Annotated in this window: 19 protein-coding genes and 1 tRNA gene; 5 read left to right on the top strand and 15 right to left on the bottom strand. The window is 59.8% G+C overall.

From position 1 onward, the window contains the following. Positions 1-387 precede the first annotated feature (387 nt). The 8 genes from BBJ41_RS12830 to BBJ41_RS12865 all read right to left on the bottom strand — a co-directional run bounded on the left by BBJ41_RS12830 (position 388) and on the right by BBJ41_RS12865 (position 7,003). On the bottom strand, positions 388-1,767 hold the full coding sequence (locus tag BBJ41_RS12830) for a type II secretion system protein GspD (protein ID WP_069746699.1): 1,380 nt from the start codon (positions 1,765-1,767) through the stop codon (positions 388-390). Further along, on the bottom strand, positions 1,706-2,878 hold the full coding sequence (locus BBJ41_RS39025) for a zonular occludens toxin domain-containing protein (protein WP_236872029.1): 1,173 nt from the start codon (positions 2,876-2,878) through the stop codon (positions 1,706-1,708). The genes BBJ41_RS12830 and BBJ41_RS39025 overlap by 62 nt, the downstream gene beginning before the upstream one ends. A 5-nt stretch (positions 2,879-2,883) precedes the next feature. After that, positions 2,884-3,177, bottom strand: a complete 294-nt coding sequence (locus BBJ41_RS12835) for a DUF2523 family protein (RefSeq protein WP_069746700.1) — start codon at positions 3,175-3,177, stop codon at positions 2,884-2,886. An 8-nt stretch (positions 3,178-3,185) separates the two neighbouring features. Further along, complete coding sequence (locus BBJ41_RS12840; protein ID WP_156814785.1) at positions 3,186-4,673, bottom strand: hypothetical protein; 1,488 nt, start codon at positions 4,671-4,673, stop codon at positions 3,186-3,188. 154 nt (positions 4,674-4,827) lie between these two features. Then, positions 4,828-5,064, bottom strand: coding sequence for a hypothetical protein (locus BBJ41_RS12845; protein WP_069746702.1), 237 nt, complete (start codon positions 5,062-5,064; stop codon positions 4,828-4,830). Positions 5,065-5,110: 46 nt separating this feature from the next. After that, entirely contained in the window at positions 5,111-5,410 is a 300-nt protein-coding gene (locus BBJ41_RS39030) for a hypothetical protein (protein ID WP_156814786.1), read from the bottom strand. A 202-nt stretch (positions 5,411-5,612) separates the two neighbouring features. Further along, on the bottom strand, positions 5,613-5,924 hold the full coding sequence (locus BBJ41_RS12860; protein ID WP_060082951.1) for a hypothetical protein: 312 nt from the start codon (positions 5,922-5,924) through the stop codon (positions 5,613-5,615). Continuing rightward, positions 5,903-7,003 (bottom strand): replication initiation factor domain-containing protein, encoded by a 1,101-nt coding sequence (locus BBJ41_RS12865; protein WP_069746704.1) that lies wholly within the window; start codon positions 7,001-7,003, stop codon positions 5,903-5,905. The genes BBJ41_RS12860 and BBJ41_RS12865 overlap by 22 nt, the downstream gene beginning before the upstream one ends. Positions 7,004-7,836: 833 nt before the next feature. On the opposite strand from BBJ41_RS12865, the gene BBJ41_RS12875 reads away from it, so the two are divergent. Together BBJ41_RS12875 and BBJ41_RS12880 are read left to right on the top strand one after the other, a co-directional pair. After that, entirely contained in the window at positions 7,837-8,286 is a 450-nt protein-coding gene (locus BBJ41_RS12875) for a hypothetical protein (protein ID WP_156814787.1), read from the top strand. Continuing rightward, positions 8,267-9,283, top strand: a complete 1,017-nt coding sequence (locus tag BBJ41_RS12880; RefSeq protein WP_069746706.1) for a phage integrase — start codon at positions 8,267-8,269, stop codon at positions 9,281-9,283. The genes BBJ41_RS12875 and BBJ41_RS12880 overlap by 20 nt, the downstream gene beginning before the upstream one ends. A gap of 90 nt (positions 9,284-9,373) precedes the next feature. On the opposite strand, the gene BBJ41_RS12885 is transcribed toward BBJ41_RS12880, so the two are convergent. The 5 genes from BBJ41_RS12885 to BBJ41_RS12905 form a co-directional block, all read right to left on the bottom strand. After that, positions 9,374-9,781: a hypothetical protein gene (locus tag BBJ41_RS12885; protein ID WP_069746707.1), complete on the bottom strand. Its 408-nt coding sequence runs from the start codon at positions 9,779-9,781 to the stop codon at positions 9,374-9,376. A gap of 12 nt (positions 9,782-9,793) precedes the next feature. Next, on the bottom strand, positions 9,794-10,336 hold the full coding sequence (locus BBJ41_RS12890) for a hypothetical protein (protein WP_069746708.1): 543 nt from the start codon (positions 10,334-10,336) through the stop codon (positions 9,794-9,796). Next, positions 10,333-11,172: a TIGR04255 family protein gene (locus tag BBJ41_RS12895; protein ID WP_069746709.1), complete on the bottom strand. Its 840-nt coding sequence runs from the start codon at positions 11,170-11,172 to the stop codon at positions 10,333-10,335. The genes BBJ41_RS12890 and BBJ41_RS12895 overlap by 4 nt, the downstream gene beginning before the upstream one ends. A gap of 151 nt (positions 11,173-11,323) precedes the next feature. After that, a complete protein-coding gene (locus BBJ41_RS12900; protein WP_069746710.1) occupies positions 11,324-11,737 on the bottom strand; it encodes a hypothetical protein in 414 nt (137 codons plus the stop codon). Positions 11,738-11,829: 92 nt separating this feature from the next. Further along, positions 11,830-11,905: transfer RNA gene (locus BBJ41_RS12905), tRNA-Lys, on the bottom strand. 190 nt (positions 11,906-12,095) lie between these two features. On the opposite strand from BBJ41_RS12905, the gene BBJ41_RS12910 reads away from it, so the two are divergent. Both BBJ41_RS12910 and BBJ41_RS12915 read left to right on the top strand, forming a co-directional pair. Further along, positions 12,096-12,500, top strand: a complete 405-nt coding sequence (locus BBJ41_RS12910; RefSeq protein WP_069746711.1) for a PaaI family thioesterase — start codon at positions 12,096-12,098, stop codon at positions 12,498-12,500. An 8-nt stretch (positions 12,501-12,508) separates the two neighbouring features. After that, entirely contained in the window at positions 12,509-13,375 is an 867-nt protein-coding gene (locus tag BBJ41_RS12915) for a patatin-like phospholipase family protein (RefSeq protein WP_069746712.1), read from the top strand. A 49-nt stretch (positions 13,376-13,424) separates the two neighbouring features. Here BBJ41_RS12915 and BBJ41_RS12920 read toward each other — a convergent pair whose 3' ends face one another. Then, positions 13,425-14,438 (bottom strand): D-2-hydroxyacid dehydrogenase family protein, encoded by a 1,014-nt coding sequence (locus tag BBJ41_RS12920; RefSeq protein ID WP_069746713.1) that lies wholly within the window; start codon positions 14,436-14,438, stop codon positions 13,425-13,427. 427 nt (positions 14,439-14,865) lie between these two features. Here BBJ41_RS12920 and BBJ41_RS12925 point away from each other — a divergent pair, with 427 nt between their 5' ends. After that, positions 14,866-15,915, top strand: a complete 1,050-nt coding sequence (locus tag BBJ41_RS12925) for a LysR family transcriptional regulator (RefSeq protein ID WP_069746714.1) — start codon at positions 14,866-14,868, stop codon at positions 15,913-15,915. Positions 15,916-16,047: 132 nt separating this feature from the next. Here the strand turns inward: BBJ41_RS12925 and BBJ41_RS12930 are convergent, their stop codons facing one another. After that, positions 16,048-18,672, bottom strand: a complete 2,625-nt coding sequence (locus tag BBJ41_RS12930; RefSeq protein ID WP_069746715.1) for a DNA topoisomerase III — start codon at positions 18,670-18,672, stop codon at positions 16,048-16,050. Between the last annotated feature and the right edge of the window lie 181 nt (positions 18,673-18,853).

Consider the following 18,853-nt stretch of genomic DNA (forward strand, 5'->3'; position numbering starts at 1 on the left):
GGAGCTGAAACGGCTTTGCCTCATCAGTCGGCTCCGGCAATATTCCATCGAGATCCATTGTCGCTACCAAGCTCGAAACCCGTGCCTCGTGCCAGCCCGGAATGGCGTCAAGTTTCTTGATGAACCGTGCTGTCGCGTCCATCATCTGCGCGCGTGTCGATTCTTTCGATGCAGTTGTCTCGTTCACCATAGCGGCCATATCCAAGGATAGTCGGCATGTCGGATTGTCGACTATGCACACGTTAATGTCGAACGCCCGTAGGCGGCCGAACGTCGACGGGCTGCCGTGCGTTCCCAGCGTAACGCGTATGCAGTAGCTCGCCGTAGGCAAGGCCCACGTCCTCACGCTCGCGCGTTGCGGGCGATGGAGCCTTGCCTGCGGCACACCTAGATCTTCGTGACTTGCAGCACAAGCACTATCTCTGTCTGATCGCGCAATGAGCCACGGCCTTTCGCCCATTTGGGTAGGAAGGAGAGGCCTGACGATGACAACGAGTCGTGTGCTTGCAACAAGCCTCCGATTACTGCGACATCGCCGTTACTCAAGGTTGTAACGGTTTGAAGCTTCCGCGTGTTTTTTGTAGGCGAGGTATTCACGCCCGTCGACGTGCGCACGAAGTCGGATATTTCCTCTTCTACCGACAGCTCTATCGTGTCCCGCATCACCGTTGGTTGCACGTCAAAAATAACGCCAGCGTCCTGATACACAACTGACTGAACCGGTGTTCCACTTGGTCCTTGATAACTCACCTGCCCCTGCGTTGGCACCTGCTGACCGACATTGAGCCGCGCGCGATCACCGGACAGCACCGTCAGATTGGGGCGCGTCAGCACCTTGAAACGGCTATCCGAATCAAGCGCCTGAATGCCAAGCGTCACTGCGTTGCCAGCGCGCAGCTGCACTGTCGAGGCTGATGGATCGGACAATCCATTGTTCACGTTCAACCCAATCGCCGCACCAAACAGGCTAACTGCAAGAGCAAAACCCGATTGATCCTGTGTCGTGTTATTGACCTCGTAAACCCACGCACGCAAATTCACCTTGCCACGGGCCACGTCGATCATCGGCAAGACCTTCCGGAGCGCCTCGATCTCACCCGGTGTACCCATGAACACAAGCTGATCCGAACTCTGGTCAATCATCGCCGCTGCCGATTCTTGTGGCACGTTCCGCGCAACTTCGCCCTTTCCCTGCAATGCGGCCGCACCAGTCGGCGACACCCCTCGCTGTGTCGTGAACCGCCCACCTACCAGAGGCTGCACTAACCGCATCAGGTAATCGGCTTTGCGGTAGCGCGGAACGTAGACGAACGGCTCACGCACTTCCCTCGGCTGGTCCGCATCAGGCTTCTTCCCGATGAAATCCACGCCATCGCGCACCGTCACGACATATCCAAGCGAATCAAGGAACGCTGAAAGAAAACGGCGCAAGTCGCCGTCGTCGGCCTTGTAACGGAACGACACCTGTCGCTGATCCGCGAGCACGTCCGGACCGATCACATGCGGCGTTTTCACCGCATTCTCGTACACGAAGTCGACCACGAACGAAACCGTCGCGAATCGCAGGTCGAACGAATTGCCCTTCGAATGCTGCACCATTGGCTGCGTCGGCGTGAGCGGTACCGAGACGGGAAGCGGCGCTGCCGTCTGACCACCGAGCGATGCCAACGTCGGTAACGGTGGCGCTACCGGCATCGACGCCGGCTTATCGGCCACCGCGAGCGCAGGCCACATCACTGCAAGCGTGAGCAGACTCTTGACGCTCATTTCGAGCTACCCCCAGGAATAACAGAAGGCGCACCGGCAGTCGGCTTTGCGCCCGACCACATCGCAACACGTTCGCCGTCCACTCGACCGAAAATCGATGTCCCAAGCCCGTTGAACGCAGCAGGAGAATCGACACGGATGCGCCCGCCTGCGTCAGCGAGCACCACGTACTGCACGGTGCCGGACTCGAATCGCCCAAGCACCCGCCACGTGTCCGAAACGTCCGACACCTTCGCAGGAGCGGGCGATGGCGCGGGCAAGCCGGGAGATCCCCCGGCACGGTCACTGCAGAAGCACCCGCAGCAGAAACACCAGAGACCTGACCTTGTGCCGGCTTTGGTTTATGCGAAAAAAATCGAGCGACTCCCCAAAGTCCGGCGCAAAACAACACAAACGACACACCACCCACCACCCACAACTTACGGTCGAGTAGCACGTTTTGGCGTGCGTCTACGACAGCCTCGTGACCGGCCCCGCCCGCATAGCTCTTATAGAGCGGAAAGATCTCTGGGTTATACGTCTTGTAGTAAGTAGCAACCCGCGTTTTCGCGTTCTGCTTCCAACCGTCATATTGTTCAACTCGATAACGCGTCGACGCACCGAGCATCTTGAGCTTGTGCATCACAAATGTCAGCTCAAGCACCGGCTTTAGCATCCGATGCAAATCAGTCACCGACTGGACCATCAGCACAATGTCGCAGGCGAGCCCCGATTCCTGATTGACGAAATGCCGATGCATACGGAAGAACGATACATGCTCTTTCGAAAGCTTCTCCCCGGTCGCCCACAACTTCCACGCTTCGTCGATCGCAAGCAAATCGCCGGGCTCAACCAGACCCGGCGTTACCGTCGCCCCGCCTGAACCTTCAACCTCAACCGGGAAGAATCCTTCCTCACGCACGCGATCAGTCGTCACGTGTACGATGCGACCGAGCTTCGACGGATTAAGCCCACGCTTCTCCGCAAGGTACGCGTGCATCGCCTCTTCCCTAACACCATCGACATTCGTAACCACCCGACGACCCCGCGCAATCGCCTCGAGCACCGGACCGGAAATAACCTCGTACGACTTACCCGATCCCATGATCCCGCAGTAAGCATTAATGGACATTCAATTCACCCGATCAACGGAATGCGTCGGATAACAAAACGAGCCGCATACGCCGCAACTACCATTGGCATTCCATAGCTCACCGAAAAAAGATCGAGGAAATACCATACCCCCGGACCTACAGCACCGAACGCCTGCGAAAGCGACGTGGCGGTAGGCAAGATGCCCTGCCCTTGCAGGAACTGCACCGCTTCCGTCACGAAGAAATACAACGCGAAATACAGCACGAACTTGATCAGCACCGATCGAAACAGCCACGTCAGCGCCGACCAAACTGCAGACATCAGAATTGCGTACATGGATCACCTCATGCAGTGAGAACAATAAACACTGCCGCCAACGCGAACAGAAGTGAAAAACCGGCGCTAATCACCGAACGATTCTGCTCAAAAATCATGCAGTGCTGATCCATCGTGTACGTGTGGTCGAACATCGCGAAGGTCGCCGTTGGACACACCGCCGAGTGCGCCGGAACATGCCATGAGCTGAAGCCCGGCAAGATGTTCAAAACCGGACCGAGGATCATTTGGATCGTTGGAGTGTTCTCCAACGAAGGCTGCGACGTATTTGGATTCGGACCGAGATCCACCTCGCAAGCAGGTTGACCCGGAGCACCGCACTGCGCCCCAGTGCCAGTGCCAGTGCCAGTGCCAGTGCCAGTGCCAGTGCCGGTGCCGGTGCCGGTGCCGGTGCCGGTGCCCGGATTCACGCCCGGCGTGGGATCCGACACGCCCGGCGTGTTGTGGATCGGCAACGAACCGACCGAACCGCCGACATTAGCCTGCCCCTGCGTACCCGAACCCGTACCCACACCCAACGCATCACCAACCGTCGGCGTATAGCTCGGATTCGCGTTCTGCCAGTCCGTCGCATCCTGCGTCGTCACGGGGTTGCTCGGGTCATACGGCACACCCTGAAATCCTGGCAACTGCGACGCTTGCTGCCACAGCGCATTCACCGTACTGGCCGCAAGCTCCGGATTAATCGGCTGTGCCTTTTCCGAGTCCGGCACGTTCTTGGTAGCCGTAGCTATATCAGTCGTCACCGGTGACCCATCGCCCGCACTCGATACCTGAAGATTCACGGGTACACCGTACTGGTAGCTGTAATCGAACGTGCTGTTGACCGTGCTGCCATCAACCCAGCTCGTCGCATGGGCCGTGCAGGTACCCCTCCCGTTACAGCTATCGAGCTTCCAATCCGTAGTCTTTGCTGGATCGGTGCCATAGCAATTGACCGGCGTTTGCTTCGATGCAGCGGCGTCCGCGTTAAACGCCTCGACATCGGTCATGTAGTCCTTTTCGATCCGTTGCCCGCACTTGTCCGGCCACTCCCGCTCAAGCGCAAAATAGTAAAAGGACCCTATAGGCGGAGCACTTGCAGAAGTAGTAGCGGTGACGCTGTCGCCAGACCCGAACCACCACTTAACAAGCTTGTCCAGACCCAACCCGATCGCCCAATTGATCACCGCCCCGAGGACCGCCCCGCCGATCATTCCGAGCCACCCGCCACCGATACCCGATCGGGCGCCATTAGCCGCACTAACCGCGACACTTTCGATCGCCTGAACCGTCGACGTCACCTGCGCACTAGTTGGCGCATACCCCGCCTTCCCAAGCTTCGAATACAACAAACCGGAAGTCTCAATCTGGCTCTTGCCGTAGCTATAGGGCGTCGTCGGATCATTACGCGCGGTCACAACTCCGTTCGAATCGAACATAAGAATGTTGCCGGCCTCCGCTTGTCCGGCGACCGATAGCGAGAGCAGCAAGCAAACAATCTTTCGCTTGGTCATGGCTTCACCCCTTCAGGCCTGACACGCAGGCCCAGCCACAAACGATGCCCCACGCGAACACCACCACGTACCAAACTTCGGTTACTGCCATCACATCGCCCCCGTAAACGAAACGGGGAGCCCAGCGGCTCCCCACGACCGGTGTCCCGCTAGATCACAGGCCCCTGACCGCACGCAGGGCGAACTTCGCAGCACGCCACGCAACATAGACGCCGACCATCACGCTCGCGACCGACATGATCCCGACCACGACCGAGCCGAAATCGACCGCTGATGTAATCGGCGTCACGTCGACCGGCGTCGTTGCCGCCTGAGCATTTGCCACCAGAGCCGATCCCGCCGCCGCTACGCCGACCACGAAATTCTTAACCACCTGATTTTTTGCCTTCATTTGCTGTTACCTTTTGAACGAAAAACCGGGAAGCGCCCGGCACGCGTCATCCTCGCTTGATCAACGCGAGAATGCCTCCCACGCTAGCGCTCACCATCCAGACCCCGACAACCATCGTGAACGCCAGCGCGAAGAACCCCGACGCAGCGGTGTAATCGAACGGAACCGCGAGGCCATCGAGATAGCCCGCACTCGCCGGATCGATCACGTATCCCTGCTGCGTTTGAATATGGAAATACTGACTGCCCGAGGGCGGACAGATCTGCTGATCGAGTGCCGACGACTGATCCGACGTGACGGGCATACACAGCAAGACGTTCTGAACAGTGCCGACCGACACAATCAATTCCCCTTCCGAACGAAGATCAGCGGCACGACGTCAAAGGACCCGTCGCAATGGTCAATTCCGGCCTCATACGCCTCGCCTATATCTTCGAATCCGCCTGCATCTCGGAGGCGGTCGGTCCGACCCACGTCGCCGGAATCAGGCCGTAGGAAGCCGCCGGAAACAAGGTCCTGCACCACGTACACGACCCCGCTGTCCATAATCAGCCTGCCTTGGCCGGCCGGGACATTTCCACCGGCTTCAGCGAATGCATCACGGTTTTCTGCGTCTTCCCGTTCGTCACGAGCTCCAGATCCGCAGCAGCCTCGAAGGGGAAGGGCAGATGCTTGTACTTGTCGAACTCGGCAGACGTGCCGAGCGTGAACTCCGCGACCGCGAAGCCCTTAGCCGTGCCTTTCGAATCGTCAAGCGGCGTTTCGGTGTAGACCTTCGTGCTGTCGAAGGTCGTTCCGTTTTCCATTTGGCCTTTGCTCGCCTTCATCCCCGTTACCTTCACATTGCTCGTGAATCGCATGGTTTGTTTCCCGTAGTAGCGGCTGGTGCAAAGACCGTTTCCTCTGTCCAGCCATCGCCAGAGGGGTCTAAATCGTTAAAGGGCTTGGTCATGCCGTAGACGTGGATCGGGACCGCACAGGTCTCGTAATCGGGTACCTTGAGGCGCTCAGGCCAATCGCCCGAATCATTCGTGATCGCATCGAGAAAATCGGCGTCGCCCAGCAGATTGCGCAGCACGAACGCGTACTTCCCATAGCTCGTGCGGATGTTCTTCAGGCTCGCATCAACGTTGATCTCCGCCGCCTTACGCTTGATCTCAATCTTTTCCGGCGAGCGAGAGGCATCTAGGAAGCGAAGGCACGGATACGCACCAACGAAGTAGCTGGATGGATCGAGCAACACGTCGAGGGGGATAACGCGCTTGTTGTTCCGAAATTCCACTTCGATCCGCAACCATTCCGAGTCGGCATCGCCTTGTTCACGGCCTTTCTCATATGCGCGGCAGAGCTTGCCGTTGCGACGCAAGCCGACGTACACGCTGCGACCCCTGCCGTTCGGCTTCTTCCAATCGCCCTTGTATTCATGGTGCGGGGCGTTCACGGAGCAGGTAAACAGGCCATCGTCGTACCAACCATCGACCTGATCGACCGTGTATTCGCCCTGCATGCAGTCATGCGCGAGGTCAATGCGCGTGATCGTCGGTCGAGCTGCCGTATCGACTAGGAAGTCGTACAAACGAGATTCCCACCCAGCCTTAGCGGCGATGCACCCTTGGCCGCTCAAATTGATGAGCATCGTTCCACGCTGACTGGCACCACCGAAGGCGACGTGACCATAGTTGTCTCCCAGTTCCCACGCGTTCATATAGAAATCGCGGCTCTTTTTCAGATCGCGCGTGATGCCAAAGCCGAAGATTTGCATCAGGTGCTTGCTCGCTTCGAAGATGAACGCCTCATCTGCAACAAGCTGAATGCCTGCGGTCCGGTTCCACGTTTCCTCGCCCACCGTGAAGCGAAGCGTGTCGATCATCGCAACCTGTTCGTTGACCGGCTGGCGCACCAGGATGGTTTTCAATTCACCCGTGTCCGTCATGACCATCTGCAATTCCTGAACCGTCGCGATGGCCGGCCTTTCCGTTCCCCCCTGTTAGTAGAGGGGGGGCAATCTGGTGTGGCAGCAGCGACGGAGCTTGGCGTCGTCTGTGCTGCCTCATTGCTTTTGCAGCGGCGTGCTGAATGCTTGAGCGCTACGTCGTCTTCCAGCAATTTCTTCATGCGACTCATATGCATTCCTAAAAATTTTTGTTAAGGCAAGTGAAGACAGATTGGCTAACTTCACTCCGTTGATCCGGATTGAGTTCGGCAACAATCGATAGGCCCCACATGAGCTTATGGAGTTGAGCGCGCGCCGGAGTTGTGAGCGGGTGCCGCTTCAATCGGAGGAGCAGCAAATCCGAGACGACTGACGCTGACGGATGTGTGAGCTGTTTGAGGTTGGTTTCGGCGAATCGAACGAGATAGCGCCAGTCCTCGAACGGAAGGCTCGAGGCCGTCACTACCCAAAGCTCGAAATATGCGGAGAGGTAACGAACCAAGATTGTGGGAGCAGTCATCTCACGCTTCCTCGAGCAAGCACCGGCGGTGGATCGCGGCAACGTTCACCAAGTTGCGCCGGCCGATCTTGACCATCGGCAATTCACGCCGAGCAATCCATCCTTCGACCGTTTCGGCGGTGACACCGACTGCCTGAGCGAACCTGCGCCTGTCCATGAGTGGGGCATATCCCACCGCTTCGCTAAACGAGTCTTGGCCAAGGTCCGCGATCGCACGCATAATTGTTTGAACACACCGATGTGGTTGTGAGGCGAAGTATATAGGTTCAAATGAACCTATCAAGAGGGTGAGATGACTATATATAATCGTGCAAGGGCGTTGATTGACCTTGCTACTGATCCACGGCAGCGCTTCAAAGAGCTGTCGGAGAAGACTGGAATCAGTGCGGAGTCTTGGAAGACGTTCTGGAACCGCGGTACGAAGATCAGCGGCGAGATGGTCGAGGCGCTCGGGAAGGCTTGGCCGCAGTATGCGTTTTGGCTCACGACGGGCATCACTGACCAAACGCATGGCCACATGGACGCATTTAGGCAGGACGGTGACGTTCCGCTTTCTGCACTGCCGATGCATCGCGAGCGCGCGGGGCAGCTTTTTCGCTTGGAGATCGAACGGCAGGACTACCTTCGCGAGCGTATGCACGAGAATCCGCACTTTGATGAGGATGACAAGTTGCGCTCTCTCGAAGCAATGATTCGGAAGGTCAGTCGCCTACGTACCGAGGAGGAAAAAACCTTGGACGAACTAGAGAATGACGATCAAAAAGACTGATGCAGGTTGGTTGGTCGATGTACAACCCGGCGGAAGAGGGGCAAAGCGAGTTCGCAAAACTCTGAAGACCCTAGCTGAAGCGAAAGCGTACGAGGCATGGCTTCGTACGAAAGTGACTCAAGATACTGAATGGGCACCGGCGCGCAGAGATTTGCGCCGTCTGACAGACCTTATCGAGACGTGGTACCAGCACCATGGGCGCTCGTTGAGGTCGGGCGAGGACATGAAGCGTCGACTAGTGGCTATGGCAGTAGCAATGAGCAATCCGGTGGCCGATAAGTTTTCGGTGCAGATTTTTGCCACATATCGAGACCAACGTTTGAAGGCGGGCATTAGCCTTGCCAACATGAACCGAGAACATGCCTACCTTAGATCCGTGTTTTCCGAGCTCAAGCGTCTGGGGCAATGGAAGGGCGACAACCCGCTGTCCTCGCTAAGACAGTTCAGAGTGGTAGAGCGCGAGCTGACCTACCTCGATCGCTCTCAAATAGTTCGCCTGCTACACGAGTTGGGCGAAGGCCGGAACAAGCACGCGAAGTTGATCGCTAAGATCTGTCTGGCTACCGGTGCAAGATGGAGTGAGGCAGAAGGCCTGACGATTCATCAGGTCCGAGATGGTTTAATCCAGTACGCACGCACCAAGAGCGGCAAGACGCGGGCCGTACCTGTTGACCAAGATCTGTACAACGAGATCCGGGCGCATCACCAACAATACGGCAAAGAGGCTCAGATTTTCGATGCGGCCGCGTCAGCCTTCCGCGAGGCCGTCGACAGGGCGCGAATCGAGTTGCCGGATGGCCAGCTTACCCACGTCCTACGCCACACGTTCGCGAGCCACTTCATGATGAACGGCGGCAATATTCTGTCGCTGCAGCGAATATTGGGGCACGCAAGCCTTGCGATGACGATGCGCTACGCCCATCTCGCCCCCGACCATCTAGAAGAGGCAAAGCGCTTCAACGCGCTGCAGTGCTTGCAGTCGATGTCAACTGCATAACAGTCGACGCCTATGCGGCAGCAAGATCTGGACCTTGCCAGTCATCGGTGTCTGGTGTTGGGTCCAGATAAAACGCGGTTGAATTTAGAATCAAATCGATGCGCTTATCAACGAGATCCGAGATTTCTGGCGGCAGTGGTTCGCCAGCTTCGTGCTGATACTCGTCGGCCCCGTGACGATGAATATATCCGCATGGCCATAAAACATCGCTTCCCGAGTGTCAGCAATTTGAGCCTCGGAGGAGCGAACTATCCCAGCAGCGACACAGGCGAGACCGACATACTGCTTGTCGGCATTACCTAACGCTTTTGCCCGCTCCTTGCAGTTCTGAGACGACAAGATCAAGGTGCGATAAACGGACACGCCACGCGTCGGATCCTTCTGTTTGAAGGCCCCTTTCTTCAGTTTTCCCTTCTTCTGGTCATAGTGGTATGGGGTGCAGATCCCACGTACCACATGCTCATCATTCGGGATGTCCTTGTCGACATCGTCTGCCATGGACGAATGCGCTCAATATTCGATATTTGTAATGGATCTTGGACGCGGATTCGCATACAGCATCGCGAGCAGCCCGTAGACCGACGAAGCAAGCTTGGAGTCCCCACGCTGGTATACCGTTGCGGCACCCTTTTGACGCAAATAAAAGCTGAACTTGCTGCGACCGAGCTCGAGTTGCGCTTGTCCGTTGGACGACTCCCACTCCATCGAAATGGTGCCAGATGGATTGGGGCACAAGTCTGGAGATTCGAAGCTGGATGGCAAGGACACAAGAAAAGACTTCGCAGCACTGCATGCATCTTCGCTAATGGGATCGGCGTCGTATCCGTCCCAGTTAGCCTGAAGTGCCTCGTACTCATCGAGCAACGCGGTTTCTCTGCCGTGCGCAACTTGATACATGATCGCTGCCGTTGGAAGAAGCGGGACGACCACGGTATTGACGGCATACGACCAGTACGATGCCGACTCGACTGGGGGCATGTATGACGTACGTTCAGCGGTGAGTGCCGACGTGGGCCTCAGATCAATGCCCGTATTGAGAAATTCCCCGATCATTCTGATGGCTCCATCTCCGCGTGTAGCGGCTTTGTTAGCGCCATAAACACTTCATTGGTGATTGCGTGCGAGGCCGTAAAGCTCTCGGCGACAGAGTTTGCGTTGAGCGGCACCTCCGTATTACGCGTAACCGTCGTATCAAGAATGTGACCGCTCCGTCCACCGACGACTCCGTGCGCAAACATGAAGTTTGCAGCGCCATCTTTCAGTGGAATTTGCAAATTCAACTGAGGGATGATGGGCCGATCGCCGCTTTCGAATTTCAACATGGTTTCGGGCAAGTCAATTTTCAAGCCCAAGACATCCCGGAAAAACTCGAGCGGAGCCTTCTTTTTGGCGACCTCGCTATCGAACAAATCAATGTAACGCAGTAGCGTGTGTGAGAACGCAGTTGGGCGCGGTTCCGGGTATGCCTCCAAGGAGGCAAGTAGACCGGAGACTCCTTCCTGGACTATCGGGACGAATGTGTCCCAGTGAGAATAGGCTGGTGGGCCGCCGTTGACAGTGAAGACGCCGGATCCAAGCTGCAGGAATAGCCCCGGTACGTTCGGCTTCTTCCAGCGCCAAACTGTCTGAAACGGCATCAATAAGGCGTTCGGCGGGGTGACACGCTCCTGAATGGTGAAGCCCATCTTGTGAGCTTCTACTGCGAAGCGCATAAAGAAGGAGTCGAACAGGGTTGCAAATGAAAATTGCAACTGTTGCCCCTGCTCACCCATCCCAGCAGGAAACGCAAAAGCTCCCGTGCCGCCGGGTGCTAGTCCGAACATGGGAGTGCCCCACCGAAGCTCGGCGATAAGTTCGACAAGAGGGGGCTTCTTGAAGACGATAGTCACGGCGGGTGGTCTTTATTGGGTAGTCTGAATTTCCGTCAAACGCCGGATCCTCTTGACAGGCTACTCAAAATCAATACCCTCAGCAACCAGCATTCCGCCATGTGAAATTTGCTGGTGTTACGTGGCTGGCCCTTGTGTCAGGACGATAAGGCTAAGGCTGTTGTAGCTTCTGCAGGTCACGGTCGACGCGGGCCAAATACTGATCAATGATCTTTATCCGGTGGAGGCGCCCAAGCGTGAAGCAGGCGACAGAATATCCGGCGGTGCCGAGGATGGTAAGAACCCCGCGCATGGCTTGTTGGTTGGTATTGGAGCCGTAGAGGCCCAGAAACATCAGGGCGATGAAGGCGATGGCGGCCAGAATGAACAGCTGGGCGAACAGGAAGTGTCGAACGGCGGAGTCCGAGGTTGCGAGCTGCGCATAGTATGCGCGCTGCTTTTGAAGTCTCGCGATCGCTCGTTGTTTGCGCCACAAGCGGTATCTTTGGTCCCACCCGAAGAAGCATGCAGGCCCGAAAAGTGCCAGGCCAATCTCGAGGATGGTCTTCAAATCATCGAACTGCATTCGTGGCCCCGATTCTTATTTTTGCGTTGACACTTCGTCGACAGGCAAGAAAAAAGGGTTACAAGCAATCGCTTGTAACCCTTTGAATTTCTTGGTGGGGCGTGAGTGACTCGAACACTCGACCTACGGATTAAGAGTCCGCTGCTCTACCAACTGAGCTAACGCCCCCAACAGAAGAAAGATTATGCCCGGCTATTTAAGGCTTGGCAAGTCCTTTGTGCAAATTTCCTGAAAATATTTCGTCACGCCAACGGCAGCTGTCGGCGCGGTAACGAGCGATCGCAGTTTGCGCGGCCCCGGTATGATGACGCCACACGCGTTGCGCGGCGGTCGCGCAACGTTTTCTGGACAGTCGAAGATGGACGAAAACGCAGTTCGCGAATTGCTGGATCGCCTGCTGGCCCCGTGGGTCCGCTCGCTTGGTCTGGTCCCCGTGTCGATCGGCGACGACAGCGTCACGCTGCGCCTGCCGTTTTCCGGCGAATTCCGTCATTCGGGCGGCGTGATGTGCGGTCAGGTCTTCACCGCTGCGGCTGATACGGCGATGGTGGTCGCGATCTCCGCCGCGCTCGGCGAGTTCCGGCCGATGACGACCGTGTCGCTGAACACGAACTTCATGCGTCCCGTGCGCAAGGGCGACGTGCTCGTCACCGCGCGCGTGCTGCGGATGGGCCGCAATCTCGTGTTCGGTGAAGTCGAGCTGTTCGACGAGGACGGCAAGATGGCCGTTCACGCGACGTCGACCTACGCACTCGTCAGCTGAGCGGCGCGATGTTCGACCAGATCGTTTTTGCCGGCGGCGGCAATCGCTGCTGGTGGCAGGCCGGCTTCTGGGACGTCGCGCAGCCGTCGCTGGGCCTGCGCCCGCGCGTGATCACCGGCATCTCGGCCGGCGCGGCGACCGCGTGCATGCTGTATACGCGCGACGCCGCATGGGTGATGCGCTATTACGAAGAGGCGCTGCGCCACAACCGGAAGAACGCGTACTGGGGCAACCTGTTCGGGCGCGAGCCCGTGTTTCCGCATTACCGCATTTACCGCCAGGCCTTGCTCGACATCTACGGCGAGCCGTTCGCGAAGCTCGCCGCGGCACCGGAGATCCGCATCGGCGTGTCGCACGTGCCGCGCTGGCTCGGCGCGCGCAGCGCGGTCGCAGCGGGCCTCGTCGCGTACAACATCGAGAAGTACGTGCGCAAGACGCTGCACCCGACGCTCGGGCGCTCGCTCGGCTTCCGGCCTGAATTCGTGCGTGCGCAAGCCTGCACGCAAGTCGACGAACTCGCCGACCTGATCCTGCAGTCGTCCTGCACGCCACCATTCACGCCGGTGCTGCGCCGTGGCGGCAGGCCGGTGCTCGACGGCGGGATGGTCGACAACGTGCCGGTCGACGCGCTCGACCCGTCGCCGGGCGACGTGCTGGTGCTCGTCACGCGGCTGTATCCGCGTCCGCAGATGTTCACGGTCGCGCACGGCGACCAGCGGCGGCTGTACGTGCAGCCGTCGAGCAAGGTGCCGATTTCGAGCTGGGATTACACGAGCCCGTCGCAGATGCGGCATGCGTACGACCTCGGACGGCGCGACGGCGAGCACTTCCTCACACGCGTCGACGCGATGACGGGCGGCCGCGTGGCCGCCTGAAGGCGGGGAACGGAGAAGCGGGGCCGCGCGGCGTGCGCGGCCCGTGCGATCAGCGCTTGCGGATCGGCGTCAGCGCTTCCGGGTTGGCGACGCTCGACATGTCGCCGTCGTCGAATGCGAGGATGTTCCTGAACGCCGCGCTGAAATAAAGCTCGTAGCTTTCGCGTTCGACATAACCGATGTGCGGCGTGCAGATCACGTTTTCCATCCGCAGCAGGCTGTAGCCCTGCAGGATCGGCTCGCTCTCGAACACGTCGATCGCGACCATCCCCGGACGGTTGTGCGACAGCGCGTTGACGAGCGCGTTTTCCTCGAGCAGTTCGGCGCGGCTCGTATTGACGAGCAGCGACGTCGGCTTCATCCGCATCAGGTCTTCCTGCTTGACGATCCCGCGCGTGTCGTCGTGCATGCGCAGGTGCAGCGACAGCACGTCGCTCTGCTCGAACAGCGCCTCGCGGCTCTCGGCGGCCGTATAGCCGTCGGCGCGCGCGGCCTCGAGCGAATGCTCGCGGCCCCAGATCAGCACGTTCATCCCGAACGCCTTGCCGTAGCCGGCGACGAGCCGGCCGATCTTGCCGTAGCCCCAGATGCCGAGCGTCTGGCCGCGCAGTACCTGGCCGAGGCCGAAGTTCGGCGGCATCGCCGACGTCTTCAGGCCCGACTGTTGCCAGGCGCCCTGCTTCAGGTTCGCGACGTACTGCGGAATGCGGCGCTGGGCGGCCATCACGAGCGCCCAGGTCAGCTCGGCGGGCGCGATCGGCGAACCCGTGCCTTCGAGCACCGCGATACCGCGGTCGGTACACGCTTCGAGATCGATGTGGCTCGAGATGCGGCCGGTCTGACTGATCATGCGCAGGTTCGGCAGCTTGGCGAGCAGTTGCGACGAAATCGGGGTTCGTTCACGAATCAGCACGAGCGCCTCGACTTCCGCCAGACGGCTAGCGAGCTGTCCCAGGCCGCGCACCGTGTTGTTGAAGACCTTCACGTCGTGGCCGGCAAGCATCTCGAAGCAGTTCAGCTTGCGGACGGCGTCCTGGTAGTCGTCGAGGATGGCAATTTTCATGGTGAATGGGGTGTCGCGCGTTGAAAGCGGCGGTGGCGGCGGCGCACGTTGCGCACCCGTCCCGCCCGGCCGGGGCCGACATGATGCTACGTCGGCTGCCTTCATGGTGTCTTTTTAACAGGTTGTTACGCTCCGCCGCAATTGGCGGCAGCCACACCCGGCGGCGCTTGCGTGCAGTGCGCGAGGGTGCGCTGTTGTGTCGCATCAAATACGTCCTTCCTGATTCGGCCGCTTACTCGACGAGGTTCACCCAATTGTTGCTTCAATCAGAATAATTGGATCATCCATCCGCAGAACGCGAGGATTTTTGACTATTTTTATCCTCAACCGGGGCGTTGTTGGGCAACTCTGCATCATTTCCGTTGTCGTAGGAGAATTACGCATTTGCTTCATCTTTTTGAAGTTGTAACAGCGGCAGGAGTCGTTTATGGATCATTTGCAGTCGATGCGCGTGTTCGTCAAGGTTGCAGATCTCGGCAGTTTCGCGCGGGCCGCGAGCGCAATGGACATTTCCAACGCGGTCGCGACGCGTCACGTCGCCGATCTGGAAGGCCGGCTCGGCACGCGTTTGCTGAACCGCACCACACGCAGTCTTTCCCTGACGGAGTCGGGTCAGGTCTATCTGGAGCGTGCTCGCCAGATCCTCGATGAGCTCGAGGACGTCGAGCAGATGGTCGTCGCGCGCAATCACGAGCCGGTCGGCACACTGCGCATCGTCGCGCCGGTCGTGTTCGGCCTGCATAACCTCGCATCCGTGCTGCAGTCGTACACGGAGAATTTCCCGAAAGTGGTGCCGGATCTCACGCTGGTCGACCGGCAGGTCGATCTCGTCGAGGAAGGCTTCGACGTCGGCATCGTCGTCACGCGCCAGATGCGCAGCGCGAGCATCGTCACGCGGCGCCTGACCACCGGCTGCATGACCGTGTGCGCGACGCCGAGCTATCTGGAGAAGCACGGCGTGCCGACTCATCCGGAGCAGCTTGCCGAGCACCCGAGCCTGAGCCTGCCGGCCGAATACTGGGGCGACGAGCGTGTGTTCACGGGGCCGGACGGTGAAGTGCGCGTGCGCCCGACCAACGTGATCGTCGCGAACAACACCGCGATGCTGCGGCAGTTCGCGTTGCTCGGAATGGGCGTCGCGATCCTGCCGAGCTATCTGATCGGCAGCGACATCGCGCGCGGCGCGCTCGTGCGGCTGCTGCCGGATTTCCGGCTGCCGCAGGTCGAAATCAACATCGCTTACCCGAGCCGGCGCCATTTGCCTGCGAAGGTGCGCACGTTCATCGACCACCTCGTCGAGTATTTCAGCCACTCGACCGATGCGACGATCGGCGAGCAGTGGGCCGCGCAGGGTACGACGCTCGCGCCGATCGGCGTCGAGACACGTGCCGAGCAGCCCGAGTCGGCCGACCCGAACCTGTCGCCGCGCCTGCCGCGTTCGCCGCGCACGCGCGTTGCGGTGCCGTCGCCGCTGTAACGTCGCGACGGCCGGGCGGCGGTTGCCGCCGGCACAAAGAAAAACGCGGATCGAGCGATCGATCCGCGTTTTTTTATGGCTGCCAGCCGGAGGGGGCCTGATGCGCCGGGGAGGCCCCCGGCGGCCAGGTCGTTACGAGCCCGTCTTGCGCGCCGTCGTCTTGCGGGCGGCCGTCTTGGTGGCGGTGGTCTTCGCAGCGGTCTTGCGGGCCGGTGCCGGTTTCTCCTCGGCGCCTTCCGTCACGGTTTCGGCATCCTTCGTCGCCGATTTCGCCGTCTTCTTCGCGGCAGCGGCCTTCGGTTCCTTTTTCTCGAACTCGAAACCGATCTTGCCGTCCGGCTGCTTCACGAGGAATGCCTTGAAGTTGCGGCCCGTGCGCGACGACTTGAAGTTCGGCAGCAGATCCGTGCGGCCGTCGGCAAGCAGCTTGCCCATCTGCTCGCGGGTGATTTCCTGCTGCAGGATCACCTTGCCCGAGCGGAAGTCGCAGGTCTTCGGGTTGGCGACCGAGTGCTCGCACACGTAGCTCATCCCGTGCTCGAACACGCGGCCTTTGCACTTCGGGCACGCGCCGACCGGTTCCTGCGCGGAGAAGTCGGGCGCTTCGCCTTCCTCGCCGCCCTGGTCCTGGCCGAAATCGAACTCGAGCTTGTAGTTCTTCGTCTCGTCGTCGAAGGACAGCTTGAGGATCGCCGAGAACGGGCGGCCCATCTTGCTGCGGAACCCGGACAGCGGACCGATTTCCTTCTTCTGCAGCAGCTCTTCGACTTCCGGGATCTCGAACTGCCGGCTGCCCGGAATCTTCGAGATCGAGAACTCGCACTTCGTGCACGCGAAGCGGCGGTAGTTTTCCTTCACCTGGCCGCCGCAATTCGGGCACGGTGTTTCGAGCGTCGCGTAGTCGCCCGGGATCGTGTCGGAATCGTATTCCTTCGCGCGCTTGACGATCTGCTGCGTCATGCGGGCGATTTCCTGCATGAACGCGTCGCGCCCGAGGTTGCCGCGCTCCATCTGCGACAGCTTGTATTCCCATTCGCCGGTGAGCTCCGGCGCGGTCAGTTCCTTCACGCCGAGCCCGCGCAGCAGCGTCATCAACTGGAATGCCTTCGCGGTCGGGATCAGCTCGCGGCCTTCGCGCAACAGGTATTTCTCGCCGAGCAGGCCTTCGATGATCGCCGCGCGCGTGGCCGGCGTGCCGAGACCCTTCGCGGCCATCGCCTCGCGCAGCTCGTCGTCTTCCACGAGCTTGCCCGCGCCTTCCATCGCGGAGAGCAGCGTCGCTTCCGAGTAGCGTGCGGGCGGTTTCGTCACGAGCGCGACGGCGGCGATTTCGTCCGTCTTCACCTTCTCGTTCTTCTGCACCGGCACGAGGTTCGCGTCCGCGCCTTCGGCGTCGCGGCCGTACACCTGCAGCCAGCCCGGCTCGACGAGCACCTTGCCTTCGGTCTTGAAGTGATGGCCGGCGACTTCGGTGATCCGCGTCGTGACGCGGAATTCGGCCGCCGGGAAGAACACGGCGAGGAAGCGCTTCACGACCAGGTCGTACAGCTTCTGCTCCGGCTCGGACAGCGACTTCGGCGCCTGCAGCGTCGGGATGATTGCAAAGTGGTCGCTGATCTTCGAGTTGTCGAAGATCCGCTTGTTCGGCTTCACCCAGCCCTTGTCGAGCACCTGCTTCGCATGCGGCAGGTAGTTGTTGCTCTCCTTGAGCATCTCGAGCGTGGACTCGACCGTCGAAAGGTAGTCTTCCGGCAGCGCGCGCGCATCGGTACGCGGGTAGGTCAGCACCTTGTGCTTTTCATACAGCGCCTGCGCGAGGCCGAGCGTGTTCTTCGCGGAGAAGCCGAAGCGGCCGTTCGCCTCGCGCTGCAGGCTCGTCAGGTCGAACAGCAGCGGCGACAGTTGCGTCGACGGCTTCGACTCCTCGGAAACGGTGCCGACCTGGTCGCGGCATGCGGCGACGATCGTTTCGGCGGCCGGCAGGCTCCACAGGCGGGAGTCGCGCTTCTCCGGATCGAATTCGTCGCGCTTGAATTTCGGGTCGTACCACTTGCCTTCGTAGAAGCCGCCCGCGCACGCGAATTCGGCCTTCACTTCCCAATAGTCGCGCGGGATGAAACGGCGGATTTTCTCTTCGCGTTCGACGACGATCGACAACGTTGGCGTCTGAACACGGCCGACGGTCGTCAGGAAGAAGCCGCCGCCCTTGCTGTTGAACGCGGTCATCGCGCGCGTGCCGTTGATCCCGACGAGCCAGTCGGCTTCCGAGCGGCAGCGTGCGGCATCGGCGAGCGGCTGCATGTCCGTGTCGCTGCGCAGGTTCGCGAAGCCGTCGCGGATCGCCTGCGGCGTCATCGACTGCAGCCACAGGCGCTGGACCGGCTGCTTCGCCTTCGCGTGCTGCGCGATCAGGCGGAAAATCAGCTCGCCCTCGCGCCCCGCGTCGCATGCGTTGATCAGGCGGTCGACGTCCTTGCGCTTCATCAGCTTGGTGAGCACTTTGAGGCGCGACTCGCTCTTTGCGATCGGGTTCAGGTCGAAATGCGGGGGGATGACGGGCAGATGCGCGAAGCTCCATTTCCCGCGCTTGACCTCGTACTCTTCCGGTGCGGCGATTTCCAGCAAGTGGCCGACAGCGGACGAAAGGACGAATTCGTCGCTCTCGTAGTATTCGTCATGCTTGGTAAAGCCGCCCAAAGCGCGCGCGATGTCGTTCGCGACAGAAGGCTTTTCCGCAATGATCAGTGCTTTGGACATGACAGGTGTGTGTTGGTAGACCGGGTTCGCCGGTTGTGGGTCCCTTTTACGACCGCTTTATAGCACACGCCGCAGTGACGGCGGATCAGCGTGTAAAAAGCGGCCCATCATAGAGGGGGGGCGCAACGGCGGCAAGCGCCCGGCGTGGCGGGGCGCGCAAACGCGCGAAAAACCCCGCCGG

The organism is Burkholderia stabilis (assembly GCF_001742165.1).
Classification (GTDB): domain Bacteria; phylum Pseudomonadota; class Gammaproteobacteria; order Burkholderiales; family Burkholderiaceae; genus Burkholderia; species Burkholderia stabilis.

Excerpts from the sequence above, each read along its gene's own strand:
- BBJ41_RS12840 (WP_156814785.1), bottom strand. The coding sequence starts at position 4,673 with ATGACCAAGCGAAAGATTGTTTGCTTGCTGCTCTCGCTATCGGTCGCC.
- BBJ41_RS12880 (WP_069746706.1), top strand. The coding sequence starts at position 8,267 with ATGACGATCAAAAAGACTGATGCAGGTTGGTTGGTCGATGTACAACCC.
- BBJ41_RS12830 (WP_069746699.1), bottom strand. The coding sequence starts at position 1,767 with ATGAGCGTCAAGAGTCTGCTCACGCTTGCAGTGATGTGGCCTGCGCTC.
- BBJ41_RS12890 (WP_069746708.1), bottom strand. The coding sequence starts at position 10,336 with ATGATCGGGGAATTTCTCAATACGGGCATTGATCTGAGGCCCACGTCG.
- BBJ41_RS39025 (WP_236872029.1), bottom strand. The coding sequence starts at position 2,878 with ATGTCCATTAATGCTTACTGCGGGATCATGGGATCGGGTAAGTCGTAC.
- BBJ41_RS12885 (WP_069746707.1), bottom strand. The coding sequence starts at position 9,781 with ATGGCAGACGATGTCGACAAGGACATCCCGAATGATGAGCATGTGGTA.
- BBJ41_RS12865 (WP_069746704.1), bottom strand. The coding sequence starts at position 7,003 with ATGGTCATGACGGACACGGGTGAATTGAAAACCATCCTGGTGCGCCAG.
- BBJ41_RS12910 (WP_069746711.1), top strand. The coding sequence starts at position 12,096 with ATGGACGAAAACGCAGTTCGCGAATTGCTGGATCGCCTGCTGGCCCCG.
- BBJ41_RS12860 (WP_060082951.1), bottom strand. The coding sequence starts at position 5,924 with ATGCGATTCACGAGCAATGTGAAGGTAACGGGGATGAAGGCGAGCAAA.
- BBJ41_RS12930 (WP_069746715.1), bottom strand. The coding sequence starts at position 18,672 with ATGTCCAAAGCACTGATCATTGCGGAAAAGCCTTCTGTCGCGAACGAC.
- BBJ41_RS12835 (WP_069746700.1), bottom strand. The coding sequence starts at position 3,177 with ATGTACGCAATTCTGATGTCTGCAGTTTGGTCGGCGCTGACGTGGCTG.
- BBJ41_RS12845 (WP_069746702.1), bottom strand. The coding sequence starts at position 5,064 with ATGAAGGCAAAAAATCAGGTGGTTAAGAATTTCGTGGTCGGCGTAGCG.
- BBJ41_RS12915 (WP_069746712.1), top strand. The coding sequence starts at position 12,509 with ATGTTCGACCAGATCGTTTTTGCCGGCGGCGGCAATCGCTGCTGGTGG.
- BBJ41_RS12920 (WP_069746713.1), bottom strand. The coding sequence starts at position 14,438 with ATGAAAATTGCCATCCTCGACGACTACCAGGACGCCGTCCGCAAGCTG.
- BBJ41_RS12900 (WP_069746710.1), bottom strand. The coding sequence starts at position 11,737 with ATGCAGTTCGATGATTTGAAGACCATCCTCGAGATTGGCCTGGCACTT.
- BBJ41_RS12925 (WP_069746714.1), top strand. The coding sequence starts at position 14,866 with ATGGATCATTTGCAGTCGATGCGCGTGTTCGTCAAGGTTGCAGATCTC.